Raw genomic sequence first — 14,842 nt, forward strand, 5'->3', positions numbered from 1 at the left:
GAGTCCCGCCGACGCACATTCCTACACTGGCCCCATCCTTCCGGGACACGGGGCGGGCATGCGCGTGGCGTCGCGCCCGCCGTGCCGGGTCCGGAAGCCAGTTCGCGCCGACAAGCAGTCACCAGCAGGGGAACATGATGAGACTTCCGACCCGGGGGAAAAGCCTTCCCTCCGCCGCCGTGCCGACGATGATGGAGCATACGGGCCACGGCATGTCCGCGCCGCAGACGCGACAGGCGCTGATCCAGCCCGTGATCCTGGCCGGCGGTTCCGGCACGCGGCTCTGGCCGCTGTCGCGCGAGCAGCATCCCAAGCAGTTGCTGAACCTGGTGGCCGAGAACACGCTGCTGGAAGCCACGGCGCGCCGGCTCGAAGGGCTGGCGGTCATGGCCGGGCGCACGGTCGGGGTGGAAGCCCCGCAGATCGTGGTGTGCGGCGAGGAACATCGCTTCATGATCGAGGCAATGATGAAGCGCTGCGGCAAGCCCGCGCAGATCCTGGCCGAGCCGTGCGGCCGCAACACCGCGCCCGCGCTGACGATGGCCGCGCTGCACGCGGTGGCCAATGCCGGTGAAATGGGCGACGCGGTGCTGGTGGCCACGCCGGCCGATCACGCCGTGACCGATCCCGAGGCGTTCCGCGCCGCGCTGGCGGTGGCGGTGCGGCATGCCGACCGCGGCGCCATCGTGACGCTGGGCGTGCGGCCCAGCGTGCCGGAAACCGGCTTTGGCTACATCCGCACGGGCCAGGCGTCGCAGGAAGGCGCGCTGCCGCTGGAGCGCTTTGTCGAAAAGCCGCACCTGGAACTGGCACAGGCGTACGTGGAATCGGGCGACTACTGGTGGAACAGCGGCGTCTACGTGGTGCGCGCCACGGTCTGGCTGCGCGCGCTCGATGCACTGCAGCCCGACATGGCGCGCCAGTGCCGTGCCGCCTACGAGGCCGCCGAGCGCGCCGCCAAGGGCGACGCGCTGTGCCTGTGCAAGGAAGCGTTCGAGGCGTGCCCGTCGGACTCCATCGACTACGCGGTGATGGAAAAGATCGAGACGCTGGCCGACATCCCGGCCATGCTGGTGCCGATGGACCCGGGCTGGTCCGACGTGGGCTCGTGGGCCGCGATCTGGGACATCGCCGAAAAGGACGCGGCCGGCAACGTGGCGCGCGGGCGCGTGCTGTTCGATGGCGCGTCGTCGTGCCTGGCCCATTCCGAAGGGCGGCTGATTGCCTGCGTGGGCGTGCAGGACGTGGTGGTGGTGGAAACCGCCGACGCCGTGCTGGTGGTCGACAAGGCCCACGTGCAGGACGTGAAGAACGTGGTGCAGCGGCTGCGCTCGGAGCACGGCGCCGAGATCGTCAACCACCGCAAGGTGCAGCGGCCGTGGGGCTGCTACGACTCCATCGACCATGGCGACCGCTTCCAGGTCAAGCGCATCGTGGTGGAGCCGGGCGCCAGCCTGTCGCTGCAGATGCACTACCACCGCGCGGAGCACTGGGTGGTGGTGCGCGGCACGGCACGGGTGACCTGTGGCGATACGGTCAGCATCCTGTCGGAGAACCAGTCGACTTACATCCCCATCGGCACCCAGCACCGGCTGGAAAACCCGGGCAAGACGCCGCTGGAGATCATCGAGGTGCAGTCGGGCTCCTACCTGGGCGAGGACGACATCGTCAGGTACGAGGACAACTACGGTCGCAAGTAGTATCCGTCGCCCGGCGCGGCCGGGCGGCTTTCGAGGTAGAAGGGGGACACCGTGATCAACATGTCTTATGCGGGCGCAGCGGCGCCGGCCACAGCGGCCACGCCGCCCGCGGGCACCGGAAGCGCCCGGCGCGCGATGCTGGACCACGCCGGCTGGATCCTGGGCGCGGCACTGGCCGGCGGGCTCGTTGCATGGGTCTGCGCGGTCTCGCAGCCGCACGAATACAGCGCCAGCGCGCTGGTGCAGGTGCAGCAGTCGCGCGAGGGCATGGCGGCGGCGCGCAACGCGGCGGCCACCATGGCCGCCACGCCGGTGCCGCTCGATGTCGGCATGCTGCGCAGCCGCACCGTCGTGGCGCCGGTCGTGGAGCGGCTGCATCTGGACATCTCGGTGCGTCCGCTGCGCGCGCCGCTGCTGGGCGGACTGGCCGCGTACTTCGCCACGCCGGGGCAGTTGTCCGGCCCCTGGCCCGAAAGCCTGGGCTACGCCTGGGGCGGCGAGCAACTCACCGTGGACCGTCTGGCCGTGCCCGAGCGCCTGCTCAACGCGCCGCTGACGCTGGAAGTGCTGCAGGGCGACCGCTACCGCCTCTCCTATCGCGATGCCGAACTGCTGACCGGCGCCGTGGGCGGCGTGGCGCAGGCCAATGGCGTGACGATGCAGGTCGCGCGCATCGACGCCCGGCCCGGCACGCGCTTCACCGTGACGCGGCATGACCTGGTGCAGACCGTGGATGCCGTGGCCGACGCGCTGCGCATCGAGATGCAGCCCGGCGACGCCGGCACCGTCAGCATCGGCTGGCGCACCACCGACCGCATGGCCGCCGCCGCGCTGGTCAACGGCATCACCGAGTCGTTCATCGGCAACCAGGCCATGCAGCGGCGCGACGACACGGCGGCCACGCTGGGCTTCCTGTCCGCCGAGATCCCGCGCGTGAAGGCCGAGCTGGAACGCGCCGAGGCCGCGCTGACGCGCTACCGCTCGAAGGCCGGCACCATCGCGCCCACGCAGGACGCCCAGTCGTACCTGACCGGCAGCATGGACTACCAGCGCCAGATCGCGCTGCTCAAGCTCGAACGCACCAAGATGCTGCAGCGCTTTACGGAAGAGGCCAACGAGGTCAAGACCATCGACAGCCAGATCCAGCAGCTGATGCGCGAGCGCAAGGACATGGATTCGCGCTACCAGAACCTGTCGTCGACCGAGCGCGAATCGGTGGCCCTGACGCGCGACGTCAAGGTGGCCGAGGACATGTACATGACGCTGCGCAACAAGGCCGAGCAGCTGTCGCTGGTGCAGCTGGACCGCACGGGCCAGGTGCGCGTGCTGGACAGCGCGCTGGTGCCGGTGCGCCCGGTGGGCTTTGGCCCGTGGCCGGCCACGCTGGCCGGCGCCATGATGGGCCTGTGCCTGGCCATGGCGTGCGTGACCGTGCGCCAGCGCATCCGTCCCACGCTGGAAAACGTCAACGAGGCCGAGGCGCGCCTGGGCCTGCCGATGCTGGGCGACGTGGTGTTCAGCCAGGAACAGGTGGAGCTGGAGCGCCTGATCGACGCACGCGCCCAGGCCGGCTGGTCGCCGGGGTCGCTGGCGGGCCTGCTGCCGCAGCAGCCGGGCCACGCGCTGGTCAATCCCGACGAACTGGCGGAGACCACCGACGACGACATGGACGGCGCCGAGCGCCTGCTGCGCCTGGGCCTGCACGACCAGTTCCTGCTGGCCCGCAACGCCCCGCATTCGATGGCCGTGGAAGGGCTGCGCAACGTGCGCGCCGCGCTGCATTTCTCGCTGCGCGACAGCAAGCTGCGCACCGTGGCGGTGACCAGCCCCACGGCCGGCGCGGGCAAGACGTTCGCATCGGTCAACCTGGCCGTGCTGTTTGCCGAAGCGGGCCAGCGCGTGCTGCTGATCGACGCCGACCTGCGGCGCGGCAAGGTGGCCAACTGGTTCGACCTGCCCGTCGGTGCCGGCCTGGCCGATGTGCTGGCGGGCCGCTCCACGCTGCCGGACGCCGTCAAGCTGACCATCGTCAACGGCCTGTCGGTGCTGCCGGCCGGCGCACCGCCCGACAACCCGTCGGAACTGCTGATGAGCCCGGCCTTTGCCAAGTGCCTGGATGCGTGCGCGGAGCGCTTCGACCTGGTCATCATCGACACCCCGCCCGTGATGGCCGTGGCCGATGCGACGCTGGTGGCCAACTGCGCCGGCGCCACGCTGCTGGTGCTGCGCGCCGATACCACGCTGCCGTCGCAGGTGGACGAATCGCTGAAGCGGCTGGCGCGCGCCAATGCCACGCTGCTGGGCGGCATCCTCAACGGCGTGGTGCCCAAGCGCAGCAACCGCACCGACTTCACCGCCATGAACCCGTACCTGGGCATGCCCGTGGCGGCGCCGGCGATCAAGCAGATCGGCCATACCCCGGCGGCACATAACAACACAGCCTGACCGGATCGGCACCGGCCCGGGCGTACCCGTTTCTGCGGGGCGTCCGAGGCGGGTTCCCGGTCAGTGTTATCGGGAGACGGATGGATGAAACGGGTCACGTTCGATGGCTGCGCAGGCTGGTTGCACGGCGCGCGCGGCAACACCGGGGTGGTGCTCTGCGCACCGCACGGTCACGAGATGATGTGGGCGCACCGCGCCTTCCGCCATCTGGCCGACCACCTTGCGCAAGCCGGCGTGCCCGTGCTGCGCTTCGACTACCGGGGCACCGGCGATGCCGCCGACCTGCCGGGCGGCATCGATCCGCTGGCCGCCGCGCTGGACGACATCGCCGCGGCCGCCACGCTGCTGCGCCGGACTTCGGGCGCCACGCGCGTGGTGCTGTGCGGGCTGCGGCTCGGGGCATCGCTGGCCGCGCTGGCGGCCACCCGTATCGACGCGGCCGGCGTGGTCATGCTGGCCCCGGTGCTGGACGGGCGCCTCTACCTGCGCGAGCTGCGCGCGCTGCACGCGGGCTGGCGCAACAGCGCGATTCCCGAACTCGACGTGCCGCCGACGCCGGCCGGCGCGCAGGACGTGCTCAGCTTCCGCCTGCCCGCCGCCACGCTGGCGGCCATCCAGTCGATCCGCATCGACGCCACGCTGGTGCTGCCGCGCACGCTGCTGCTGGACGCCTGGCCCGACCCTGGCTCGCCGCTGGCCCGGCTGGCTGGCGATTTGCGCGAGGCCGGCATCGACATCGAGCTGGACGGGTTTGCCGAGTATCCGGACATGATGCGCTCGGCCGAATTCGCCGACGTGCCGGCCCAGGCATGCCGCCGCATCGCCGGCTGGATCGGCGCGGATGCGGCCAATGCGGCGCCCGCCCCCGTCGGGCCCGTACCGACGCCCGATGCGCTGGCGCCGCCTGCGCTCGACGGCGTGGCCGAGCATCCGGTGTGGATCGACAACGCGCGCCTGTTCGGCGTGCTCTGTACCCCGGCGCCGCGCGCGCGCGATGCCCGGCCCAACACGGTCGTCATCTTTCCGAACACGGGCGGCAACCACCACGTCGGCGACGGCCGGCTGTTCGTCGAGGTATCGCGCCAGTTGGCCCGGCACGGCTTTGCGGCGCTGCGGCTGGACGTGTCGTCGCTCGGTGACGCCCCCGGTGCCGCCCAGCGGATGGACTTGCAGACGATCTACGCCGAGGCGCCGCGCCGCGATCTGGCGGCGGCTGTCGATGCGATGCGCGCGCGGGGCTTTCGCTGCGTGGTGCTGGCCGGCATCTGCTCGGGCGCGTTCCTGAGCCTGCACGCGGCGCTGGCCAATCGCGGCGTCAACGGGCTCATGCTGGTCAACCTCGTCAAGTTCCGCTGGGACGCGGCCGACAACGCGGCGGCGTCCGATCATCTGCGCCCGGCGCACGTGTACCTGGCTGCCGCGTGCAAATGGGAAAACTGGCGGCGGCTGATGCGCGGCGAACTGGGCCTGCGGCGGCTGGCGGCGGCGATGGCGCGCCGCGTGCGCCAGCGGCTGCGCGAGCGCCGCGAGACGGCGCCGGCCGAGGTGGCCGAGCCGTCGCCGCAGACGGTGCCGGCGTTCGCCAGCGCCGCCGTACGCGAGTTCGAGCGGCGCGGCGTGCGCACGTTGTTCCTGTACGGCGCTAGCGACGTGGGGCTGCACGAGGCACACCTGGGCCTCGGCAAGCGGCTGGAGGCGCTGGAAGGGCTGCGCCACGTGCGGCTGCAGACGCTGCCGCTGCTGGATCATTCGCTGTTCCTGACCGAAAGCCGCGACGCGTTTGCCGCGCAGTTGCTGGCGCACCTGGGGCAGATGCCGCAGGCCAAGGCCGCGCCGGTGGCGCACAAGCCGCCCGCCACGCAGTGGCGCCCGGCATCGCCGCGCAAGTCGAACCATGGCATGGCGGCGGAAACGCGCGGCGAGCGCGCCCGCGCATCGGCCGATGCCAGCAAGCCCGCGCGCGGCCGGGCACGATAGTGCAGAGGCCCCCGCAGCCGGGGGCCATCGGCTCAGAGTTCGGCGCCGCGCTCGGGCTGGCAGCGTCCGGACAGCAGTTCGCGCAGGCCCAGCAGGTTGCCGGCCAGGCGGCCGCGACGGTCGATGTGCGGCTCGGGGAACAGCGCCTTGGCCCCGTTGGCCAGGAACGCGCGGGCCGTATAGCTCCACGCCTCGCGCGCGGACAGCGCGCCCTTGCCGTACAGGTACCACGCGTTGACGATCTGCGAGAACCCGAAGCGCTTGCCCGACGTGCGCCCGCCCGAGCGCAGCCCCAGATGCACGCCCCGGCACGCCAGCACCTGCAGCAGCGGCCCCTTGGCATGCATCGCGCGCGAGAAATCCATGTCTTCCAGCCAGCCGTACAGCACCAGTCGCTCGTCGAAGCGCAGGTCGCCAATGGCGCTGCAGCGGTAGGCCATGTTGCAGCCGTAGAGCTTCTGCACCGGCACCAGGCCCATCGGCTGCGGATGCGCGGCGTCGTCGGACAGCAGCTCGGCGGCCTCGTCCCAGTCGATCGCGTCGCCGCGCACGCCGTCCTGCACCACGCCGCCGGTGACGCCCACGGCATGGGGACGTGCCGCGAACGCGTCGGCGCAGCGTGCCAGCCATTCGCGCGCGGGCACGAAGTCGTCGTCCAGGAACACGACGATGTCGCTCTCCGGCAGCACGCGTTCCAGGCCACGGTTGCGCTGCGCGGGCAGCCCGGCCGGGCCGAACAGATATTCCACCGGCAGGTGCTGGGGCGCGGCGAACTCGCCGACGTCGAGCCGCGTGTTGGCCGAGATCACGACGATCGACGGCTGCAGGGTCTGCTGCTCCAGCAGGCGCAGCATGCGCGGCACCGCCTGCGGCCGGCCCTTGGTGGCGATGACGACGGCAACGCGGCACGCGCGCGGCGCACCCTGAAGGTGTTGTGGTATCACGCGGCTCTCCCTTTGTTGTTGTGCAGCATCCGGTTGGGTCTGGCCCGAGTATAGGAATCGATGTCCGGGGCTTTCAGTGTGTTTGCCAACGCAGCAGATGCAGTCACCCGTACGGGCGTTTCGCGGCCATGCGTGCGTGTGTTTCCGCACGGATGGCGCAGGTCCACGCTCGCAAGATGGCGTGGATGGCCTGGCGCGGTTGCCGAGGCCGCCTGTCGCCCTGACGCACCGGAGCAATGCCATGAACTGGACCCGCCGCGCGTGGTTGAGCGCCCTCCCGGCCGGCGCGCTGACGCTGGCATCGCGTGGCGCGCTGGCCCATGTCAGCGCCGGCGCGGTGGAGCCGCTGGTGCCGGCGCCCGATGCCTGGGTGGTCGACGCCACGGGGCAGCGCCAGAAGCTCGGCACGCTGATGCAGGGCCGCGTCACCGCGCTGCAGACGATGTTCACGGGCTGCAGCTCGGTGTGCCCGCTGCAGGGCGCCATGTTCGGCGCGGTGCAGCAGGGGCTGGCCGACAAGCGCGGCAAGTATCCGATGCAGCTGCTGTCGCTGAGCATCGATCCGCTCGGCGATACGCCGCCGGCCATGCAGGCATGGCTGCGCAGGATGGGGGCGGGGCGCGCATGGCGCGGCGTCATCCCGTCGGGCGACGTGATGGCGCTGCGCGGCACGCTGGCCGGCCGCCCGCCGTCCGAGAACCTCGACAAGCACGCCACCCAGGTCTACTTCTTCGATGCGTCGGCACGCATGTGCTGGCGCAGCCAGGCGTTGCCGCAACCAGAGGATGTGGTGAACGTCATGGCCTTTCTTGCCAGGGCGTGAACCGGGGCCGCCCAACACCTTTCATCAAGTCGTTGCTTCAGGGGGAAGCCATCATGAATTCCATTCTGCGATCGGGGCCCGCGCGCGCGCTGGCGAGATGGTTGAGGTGCACCGGGCCGTGCCTGCTGGCGCTGTGGCTCTGGCTGGCGCCGACCGGCGCGCAGGCCCAGACCACCACCGAGATCAAGGTCAGCGGCACCAACTACTGTCTCGACATCAGCGGCGGCGTGCCGGACAACGACGCGCCGGCCATCATCTGGACCTGCCACGGCGACCTGAACCAGCAATGGGCGCTGACGCTGTTCGGCAGTCAGTACCAGATGTCGCCACAGCACAGCGGCAAGTGCCTGGACATCCAGTACGCCAGCACTGGCGTGGGCTCGCCGGCGCTGCAATGGCAGTGCAGCGGCACGGCCAACCAGCGTTTCACGCTGCGCGCGCAGAACGGCGGCTATGCCATCGTGGCGGCGCACAGCGGCCTGTGCCTGGCGCCCAACACGGTGGCCGAGGGCCAGGCCGTGGTGCAGAAGACCTGTAATGGCAGCGTGGCGCAGACCTGGAACGTCACGGTGGCGCAGACCACGGTGCTGCCGTCGAAATGGACCGCGCCGAAGGCACTGACCGTGATCCCGGTGGCTGCGTCGAACCTGCCGGACGGCCGCGTGCTGGTCTGGTCGGCCTACGAGCGCAACAACTTCGGCGGCGACAACGGCCGCACGTACACGGCGATCTTCAACCCGACGACCGGCGCGTCGAGCGAAAAGCTGGTGACCAACACCTACCACGACATGTTCTGCCCCGGCACCGCCAACCTGCCGGACGGCCGCATCCTCGTGAACGGCGGCAGCAGCAGCGCCAAGACCAGCATCTACAACCCGGCCACCAACGCATGGACCACGGCGGCAGAGATGGTGCGCGGACGCGGCTACCAGGGGTCGGTCACGCTCAGCAACGGCGGCGTGTTCACCGTGGGCGGGTCGTGGAGCGGCAATATCGGCGACAAGGACGGCGAGACCTGGACCGCGGCCACCGGCTGGCGGCTCAACAGCGCCATCTGGGACGACTACATCCTGACCGGCGACGCCGGCGGCATCTATCGCTCCGACAACCACGCCTGGCTGTTCGCCGCCAGCAACGGCCGCGTGTTCCACGCCGGCCCGAGCAAGCAGATGAACTGGATGGACACGGCCGGCAACGGCAACGTGACGGCGGCCGGCACCCGTGCCGCCGATGGCGACGCGATGAACGGCAACGCGGTCATGTACGACATCGGCCGCATCCTGACGCTGGGCGGCGCGCCCGATTACGAAAACGCGGCGGCCACCACCAACGCGCACGTGATCGACATCCGCACGGCCACGCCGACGGTGCGCAAGGTGGGGTCGATGGCCTACGCCCGCGCGTTCCAGAACAGCGTGGTGCTGCCGAACGGGCAGGTGGTGGTGATCGGCGGGCAGGCGTGGCCGGTGACGTTCAGCGACGACGGCGCCGTGATGGTGGCCGAGCTGTGGGACCCGGCGACCGAGAAGTTCTCGCGCCTGGCGCCCATGCAGACCCCGCGCACGTACCACAGCGTGGCGCTGCTGCTGCCCGACGGCCGCGTGCTCAGCGGCGGCGGCGGCCTGTGCGGCACCTGCACGACCAACCATTCGAACGTGGAGATCCTGACCCCACCGTACCTGCTCAACGCCGATGGCACCAACGCCACGCGGCCGTCGATCACGTCGGCGCCCACGGAGGCATACCTGGGCACCACGATCTCGGTCAACGCCACGGCCAACATGAAGTCGTTCGCGCTGGTGCGGCTGTCGTCGGTCACGCACTCGGTCAACAACGAGATGCGCCGCGTGCCGCTGGCGTTCACCGTCGGCACCGCCGGCGAGTACCGGCTGCAGATCCCGTCCGATCCGGGCGTGGCCGTGCCGGGCTACTACATGCTGTTCGCGATGAACGCGGCCGGCGTGCCCAGCGTGGCCGCCACGGTCCGGGTTCGCTGATGCGCACGCGCCTGACCGGCGCGCTGGCGGTGGCCATGGCCACCGCCAGCCTGGCGGTGCCTGCGCTGGCGCAGGCGCCCACGCCCAACCTCGTCGAGCTGGGCCGGTCACTGTTCTACGGCAGCGTAACCCCGGCCACGCCGGCGCGGCTGCGCTGGGAAGAGCGCCCGGTGCCGGCCGCCGCCGCGCGCTGCGCGAATTGCCACGTGGCCAGCCAGGGCGCCCAGCCGTTCGGGCCGCCGCTGACCGCCGACGCGCTGCTGACGCTGGCGCCCCGGCGCGGCGGGCCGCCGTCCGCCTACGACCGCGACAGCTTCTGCCGTGTGGTGGCGCAGGGCGTCGACAACACCGGCGTGATGCTGTCCAAGGTCATGCCGCAATACCGGCTATCCGATCCGGAGTGCACGGCGCTCTGGTCCTTCCTGCTGACCCAGTAGCGCGGCAACGGGCCGCGCCCAAGTTTCCGGAGCCCCCCGCATGCCCAATCTTCGAAGAAGTTTCCTGGCCAGGCTTGGCGTGCTGACCGGCGCGGGGGTGGCCACGGCCGCCGGCGCGCGCGAGGCCGCCGAGGCGGTGCTGCCGGCATCGCGCGAGCGCATGGTGTCCGTGGCGGACTTCGACGGGTGCGACCCCAGCGGCCGCACGCCGTCGGACGCGGCATTTTCCAGCGCCATGCGCGCCGTCGCGCGGCAGGCCCGCAAGGCCCAGTTTGGCGAGAATCCGAACCAGATCGGCGGCCGGCGCATCGTCGTGCCGCCCGGCACGTACCGGCTGACCCGCCCCGGCGCGCTGTTCGACGGCGCGCTGCTGTCTGGCCGCACGCAGGGCCTGACGATCGAGGGCGACGGCCCCTCGGGCACCGTGGTGATCCTCTACGAACCGCGCGGCGATGGCGCGCTGTTCCGCAACCAGGACGCCGCGCTGGTCGTGCGGCTGCGCAACCTCCAGTTCCACGGCAACGCGCCGAACAACGACCTGGTGGAAAGCGTCAGCAGCGGCGGCGCGCAGGACTATGCGTTCGACGACTGCCTGTTCACGGGCCAGTGGCGCTATGGCGTGAACCTGACCGGCGACAACTGCAACAGCGAGTGGAAGTTCTGGCGCTGCGCCTGGGCGGGGTCGTGGAAGGCGTTCCTGTACGTGGGCGACAAGCGCACGTCGGACCAGTTCCTGAACTACTGGTTCGACCACTGCAAGTACTGGTGTTCCAGCGCGTGGATCGACATGCACCGCGGCGGCAACATCAAGCTGACCGACTGCGACGTGAGCGGCTACGAGCCGTCGACCCAGACCTACCTGTTCAACCTGCGCGGCAACAACCACGCGATGGGCGTGTGCTCGTTCAAGGCGGAAGGCGTGCGCGTGGAGCAGAAGTCGCGCCACGCGGGCGTGATGTTCTGCGAATGGGAACAGGGCAACATCGGCTTCAAGGACTGCGACTTCGGATCGCAGGGCTACCAGGGCTTTGCGGCAGGCACGGTGTCGACGGTGTTCTCGCCGGGCAACACGGCCGGCGCCCAGGTGGTGTTCGACAACTGCCAGGTCATGGGCCGCCACCAGTACGTGTCCGGCCAGGGGCCCACGGCGCAGGGGCGGGCCGTCTATCGCAACTGCGATTTCGTGAACTACACGCACCCGGACGAAGCGCTGATGTTCGCCGAATCGGGCAACCAGCTCGGCCGGCGCCGGGTGGTAACGCTGGAGGGCTGCCGCGGCAACAGCGCGGCGGGCGTCTATGCCGATGCGGAAATCGGCTGGCATGTGGCGGCGTCGGCCACGGTGCGTACCAAGGTGGTTTCGCTGCGCAACGCGTTTGGCCGGCTGCCGTCGCGTGCCGATGGCGCCCAGACCGTGATCCTGCCGCTCAACGCCATCGTCACCCGCGTCATGCTCGACGTGGGCGGCGGGGCGGGCAACTACGCGATCGTGTCCGGCGACGCCGGCGCGGGGCCGCTGCTCAAGGCGGCGCGCCAGGCTGACGAGCGCATGCTGTTCCGCTGCAATACGCGCCAGCGCTGCACGCTGAGCCTGGTGCCCGGCGCCGGCACCGAGCAGGCCGCCGGCGCCGATGCGGTGGCGCTGGTCGAATACATCGGCTGATCCGCCGGTTCGTTTTACCGCCTGTCGAACGCCCCGCGAAGCCGGGGCGTTTTTCTTTGGCCCAGCCCGCTCCCGACCGTCCGAAGCAAACAAAAAGGCCGCTTCCGGAGAAGCGGCCTGCGTGGTGGGCTGCGGCGCGGATCAGGCGCGCTTGGCCTGCTCGCTGCCGTAGCGGTTCAGGTAGCGGTACTTGCCGAAGTGGTAGTGCGACCGGTACCAGCGTCCCTCGACCTTCAGGCCGTTGAACAGCACGCCCTTGACCTCGCCCCCGGCCTGCTCGACCATGCGGCGCGCGGCGGTCAGTTCGGCGGCGGTGGTCTTGTCGGCCCGGGCCACCATGAACACGGCGCCGGCCTTCGGGGCCAGGATGCCCGCGTCGGAGGCGGCCAGCACCGGCGGCGTGTCGATCAGCACCAGGTCGTAGCGAGTGCGCAGTTCGGCCAGCAGGTCGTCCATGTGCGGGCTCTGCAGCACATCGGCGGCCAGCGGGGGCTCCGCGCCGGTGGCGATGAAGTCCAGCCCCGGCGCCACGTTCTTCTGGATGACGTCGTCCAGCCGCGCGCCGGTCAGCGCCTCGGTCAGGCCCGGCTTGCGCGTGACGTTGAAGCGCTCGTTCAGCGCGCCGCGGCGCAGGTCGGCATCGACCAGCACCACCTTGCGGCCGGCCGCGGCAGCCACCACCGCGAAGTTGGCGCTCAGGAACGACTTGCCGGCCTCGGGCGCGGGGCCCGTGAAGACCACCACGTGGTTGCGCGGCGCGCCCAGCAGCGCGAACTGCAGCGCCGTGCGGAAGCCGCGCAGGCTCTCGATGGCCGGGTCGTCGGGCTCGCCCAGCGCCAGCACGTCGCCGCCACCGCCCTTGGTGCGGGTCAGGCGGGCCTGCTGGGCGCTCATCGGGATCGTCGCGTAGACCGTCATGCCGCATTGCGATTCGATCTCGTCGGCATCGGTCACGCCGCCGTCGAACATGCGCCGGATCGCCACCACCAGCAGCGCCACCACGATGGCCATCACGCCGGACGTGGCGCTGATCAGCATGCGGTTCGGGCGCACGGGCTTGAGCGGCACGTCGGCACTGTCGATCAGGCGCGCCGTGCCGACCTTGCTGGCCTTCACCAGGCGCAGTTGCTGGACGTCGTTGAGCAGCGACTGGTACAGCTCGGTGTTGACCTTCAGGTCGCGCATCAGGCGCAGCACGTTCTGCTCGACGTCGGGCAGCTTCTGGATCTTGCCGGTCACGCCGTTGAGCTGGCCGGTCAGGCCGGCAATCTGGTTGTCCAGGATCTCGATGGTCGGGTGGTTGGTCGTGAACCGGGCGATCAGCTCCTGGCGCTTCTGGCGCAGTTCCTGCAGCTTGGTCTGGATCTGCACCGACTGCGCCAGGATCAGCTTCGATTCCTCGCTCAGGTCGATGGTGCCGCGCTGGTTACGCATCGCGTTGTAGCGCGACTCGGCCGTCTCCATCTGCTGCTTGAGCTGCGGGAGCTGGCCTTCCAGGAAGTTGACCGACTTCTCGGCCTCGGCGGCCTTGCGGCGCAGGTTCTGCTCCACGTACTCATTGCCGATCTCGTTCAGGATGGCCGCCGTGCGGGGCGCCGACGTGCCTTCCAGCGCCACGCCTATCACGCCGCTCTGCTTGCCGCGCTCGCCAATCATGAGCTGGTCCTGCAGGGTGGCGATGGCGGCGCCGCGCGGCACGCGGCGGACGTAGAACTGGGCACCGGCGCGGCCGTCCAGCCGGCTCACGTCGATCGTCACCGCGCCGCTGGCCGTGGCCACGGTCAGCGGATGGCCCACCCGGCCCTCGGCGGTCTGGTCGCTGCTGGCAAACGCCAGGCGGTACTTGCCCTCGCCCAGCGCGGTGACCACCATGCGGCGGTCTTCCATCTGCGCGGGCACGTCCAGGCGATCCACCACGATCGACTCGCTGCCCCAGGCAAAGCCGCCGTAGCCGAAGAGGCCCGGCGTGGACAGTTCCTTGTTGTAGCTGGCCAGCGACGCGCCCACCAGCGGGAAGTAGCGCGGCGTGGCCTCGATGTCCAGCCGCAGCGTGTCCACGGCCTTGCCGACCACCATGCGCGAGCGCAGCAGCTCGATCTCGGCCGTGGCGGCCGGCTTGGCATCGAACACCGGCGAGATATTGGCCGCCATCTTGCTGGCCGTGTTGCCGGGGCTGGTGTCCTCCACCTGCACCAGGATGTCGGCGCGGTACACCGGGCGCGCCAGGAACGCATACAGCAGGCCGAGCCCGAGGATGGCCGCGGCGACGAACACGAATGTCCACCTGTACCGCACCAGCACATCGACGTAGGACGTCATGTCCATGGGCTTGTCGTTGTCTTCCCATGTATCGGGAGCGGGCTCCCGGAAATTCCTTACGTTGCTCATCATGCCTCTCCGTGGCGGTGGGTCGGCTCGGCCGCGTGGATGCGTGCCGACCAGGATTCAACACCTTTCTTGATCAAACCTAGCGCGATGACGAACATGCTCTGCGAGCCGCCAAACGGATCGGGCACGTCGGCCTGCTGCTGCTCGCACAGGCGATGCGTCTTGCCGCGCGCATGCGGGTACAGCGCTTCCACCGCGTCGCGTTGTTCCTCGTCCATCACCAGTACCAGGTCGGCGCCGGCCACCAGCGTGGCGTCCAGCGCGCGGGCGCGGTGCTGGCTCAGGTCGTCTCCCTCGATGGCCAGCAGCCGCACGGCGCGCGGGTCCGCCGTGGCGCCTACAGGCGGTGCCAGGCCGGCCGACAGCACGCGGCACCCGGGCAGTGCCCGGCTCAGCAGCGCCGCCGCCATGGGACTGCGGCAGCGGTTGCCGATGCAGATCACCAGGATCGAGCGGACCATTTGCGCC

10 protein-coding genes are annotated in these 14,842 nt (G+C 70.6%); 7 read left to right on the forward strand and 3 right to left on the reverse strand.

Translation table 11 applies throughout. From position 1 onward, the window contains the following. Positions 1–188 precede the first annotated feature (188 nt). The 3 genes from EPAKOI_RS16760 to EPAKOI_RS16770 all read left to right on the forward strand — a co-directional run bounded on the left by EPAKOI_RS16760 (position 189) and on the right by EPAKOI_RS16770 (position 6,122). Entirely contained in the window at positions 189–1,700 is a 1,512-nt protein-coding gene (locus tag EPAKOI_RS16760; protein ID WP_423194573.1) for a mannose-1-phosphate guanylyltransferase/mannose-6-phosphate isomerase, read from the forward strand. A gap of 60 nt (positions 1,701–1,760) precedes the next feature. Beyond that, on the forward strand, positions 1,761–4,145 hold the full coding sequence (locus tag EPAKOI_RS16765) for a polysaccharide biosynthesis tyrosine autokinase (protein ID WP_423194050.1): 2,385 nt from the start codon (positions 1,761–1,763) through the stop codon (positions 4,143–4,145). An 84-nt stretch (positions 4,146–4,229) separates the two neighbouring features. After that, the gene (locus EPAKOI_RS16770) at positions 4,230–6,122 is read left to right on the forward strand and encodes a serine aminopeptidase domain-containing protein (RefSeq protein ID WP_423194051.1); all 1,893 of its coding nucleotides are present in this window, start codon (positions 4,230–4,232) and stop codon (positions 6,120–6,122) included. 32 nt (positions 6,123–6,154) lie between these two features. Here EPAKOI_RS16770 and EPAKOI_RS16775 read toward each other — a convergent pair whose 3' ends face one another. Beyond that, complete coding sequence (locus tag EPAKOI_RS16775; protein WP_313839355.1) at positions 6,155–7,066, reverse strand: glycosyltransferase family 2 protein; 912 nt, start codon at positions 7,064–7,066, stop codon at positions 6,155–6,157. Positions 7,067–7,307: 241 nt separating this feature from the next. Here EPAKOI_RS16775 and EPAKOI_RS16780 point away from each other — a divergent pair, with 241 nt between their 5' ends. The 4 genes from EPAKOI_RS16780 to EPAKOI_RS16795 are packed head-to-tail and all read left to right on the forward strand — an operon-like array spanning position 7,308 to position 11,986. Beyond that, complete coding sequence (locus EPAKOI_RS16780) at positions 7,308–7,889, forward strand: SCO family protein (protein ID WP_423194052.1); 582 nt, start codon at positions 7,308–7,310, stop codon at positions 7,887–7,889. A gap of 53 nt (positions 7,890–7,942) precedes the next feature. Further along, positions 7,943–9,886, forward strand: a complete 1,944-nt coding sequence (locus tag EPAKOI_RS16785) for an RICIN domain-containing protein (protein WP_423194053.1) — start codon at positions 7,943–7,945, stop codon at positions 9,884–9,886. Continuing rightward, positions 9,886–10,323 (forward strand): hypothetical protein, encoded by a 438-nt coding sequence (locus EPAKOI_RS16790; protein ID WP_423194054.1) that lies wholly within the window; start codon positions 9,886–9,888, stop codon positions 10,321–10,323. The genes EPAKOI_RS16785 and EPAKOI_RS16790 overlap by 1 nt, the downstream gene beginning before the upstream one ends. Before the next feature lie 40 nt (positions 10,324–10,363). Beyond that, the gene (locus tag EPAKOI_RS16795; RefSeq protein ID WP_423194055.1) at positions 10,364–11,986 is read left to right on the forward strand and encodes a hypothetical protein; all 1,623 of its coding nucleotides are present in this window, start codon (positions 10,364–10,366) and stop codon (positions 11,984–11,986) included. A gap of 141 nt (positions 11,987–12,127) precedes the next feature. Here EPAKOI_RS16795 and EPAKOI_RS16800 read toward each other — a convergent pair whose 3' ends face one another. Together EPAKOI_RS16800 and EPAKOI_RS16805 are read right to left on the reverse strand one after the other, a co-directional pair. Continuing rightward, positions 12,128–14,374 carry a polysaccharide biosynthesis tyrosine autokinase gene (locus EPAKOI_RS16800; RefSeq protein ID WP_423194574.1) on the reverse strand — a complete coding sequence of 749 codons (2,247 nt, stop codon included), beginning with the start codon at positions 14,372–14,374 and terminating at the stop codon, positions 12,128–12,130. After that, entirely contained in the window at positions 14,374–14,835 is a 462-nt protein-coding gene (locus tag EPAKOI_RS16805) for a low molecular weight protein-tyrosine-phosphatase (protein WP_124686723.1), read from the reverse strand. Before EPAKOI_RS16805 ends, EPAKOI_RS16800 begins: the two co-directional genes overlap by 1 nt. Positions 14,836–14,842 lie beyond the last annotated feature (7 nt).

The sequence above is a fragment of the Cupriavidus sp. H18C2 genome (genome assembly GCF_049393795.1).
Taxonomy (GTDB): Bacteria; Pseudomonadota; Gammaproteobacteria; order Burkholderiales; family Burkholderiaceae; genus Cupriavidus; species Cupriavidus pauculus_C.

What these genes read in the sequence shown, in the direction of transcription:
- EPAKOI_RS16790 (WP_423194054.1), top strand. Translation starts at nt 9,886, where the DNA reads ATGCGCACGCGCCTGACCGGCGCGCTGGCGGTGGCCATGGCCACCGCC.
- EPAKOI_RS16760 (WP_423194573.1), top strand. Translation starts at nt 189, where the DNA reads ATGATGGAGCATACGGGCCACGGCATGTCCGCGCCGCAGACGCGACAG.
- EPAKOI_RS16785 (WP_423194053.1), top strand. Translation starts at nt 7,943, where the DNA reads ATGAATTCCATTCTGCGATCGGGGCCCGCGCGCGCGCTGGCGAGATGG.
- EPAKOI_RS16795 (WP_423194055.1), top strand. Translation starts at nt 10,364, where the DNA reads ATGCCCAATCTTCGAAGAAGTTTCCTGGCCAGGCTTGGCGTGCTGACC.
- EPAKOI_RS16770 (WP_423194051.1), top strand. Translation starts at nt 4,230, where the DNA reads ATGAAACGGGTCACGTTCGATGGCTGCGCAGGCTGGTTGCACGGCGCG.
- EPAKOI_RS16765 (WP_423194050.1), top strand. Translation starts at nt 1,761, where the DNA reads ATGTCTTATGCGGGCGCAGCGGCGCCGGCCACAGCGGCCACGCCGCCC.
- EPAKOI_RS16805 (WP_124686723.1), bottom strand. Translation starts at nt 14,835, where the DNA reads ATGGTCCGCTCGATCCTGGTGATCTGCATCGGCAACCGCTGCCGCAGT.
- EPAKOI_RS16780 (WP_423194052.1), top strand. Translation starts at nt 7,308, where the DNA reads ATGAACTGGACCCGCCGCGCGTGGTTGAGCGCCCTCCCGGCCGGCGCG.
- EPAKOI_RS16800 (WP_423194574.1), bottom strand. Translation starts at nt 14,374, where the DNA reads ATGAGCAACGTAAGGAATTTCCGGGAGCCCGCTCCCGATACATGGGAA.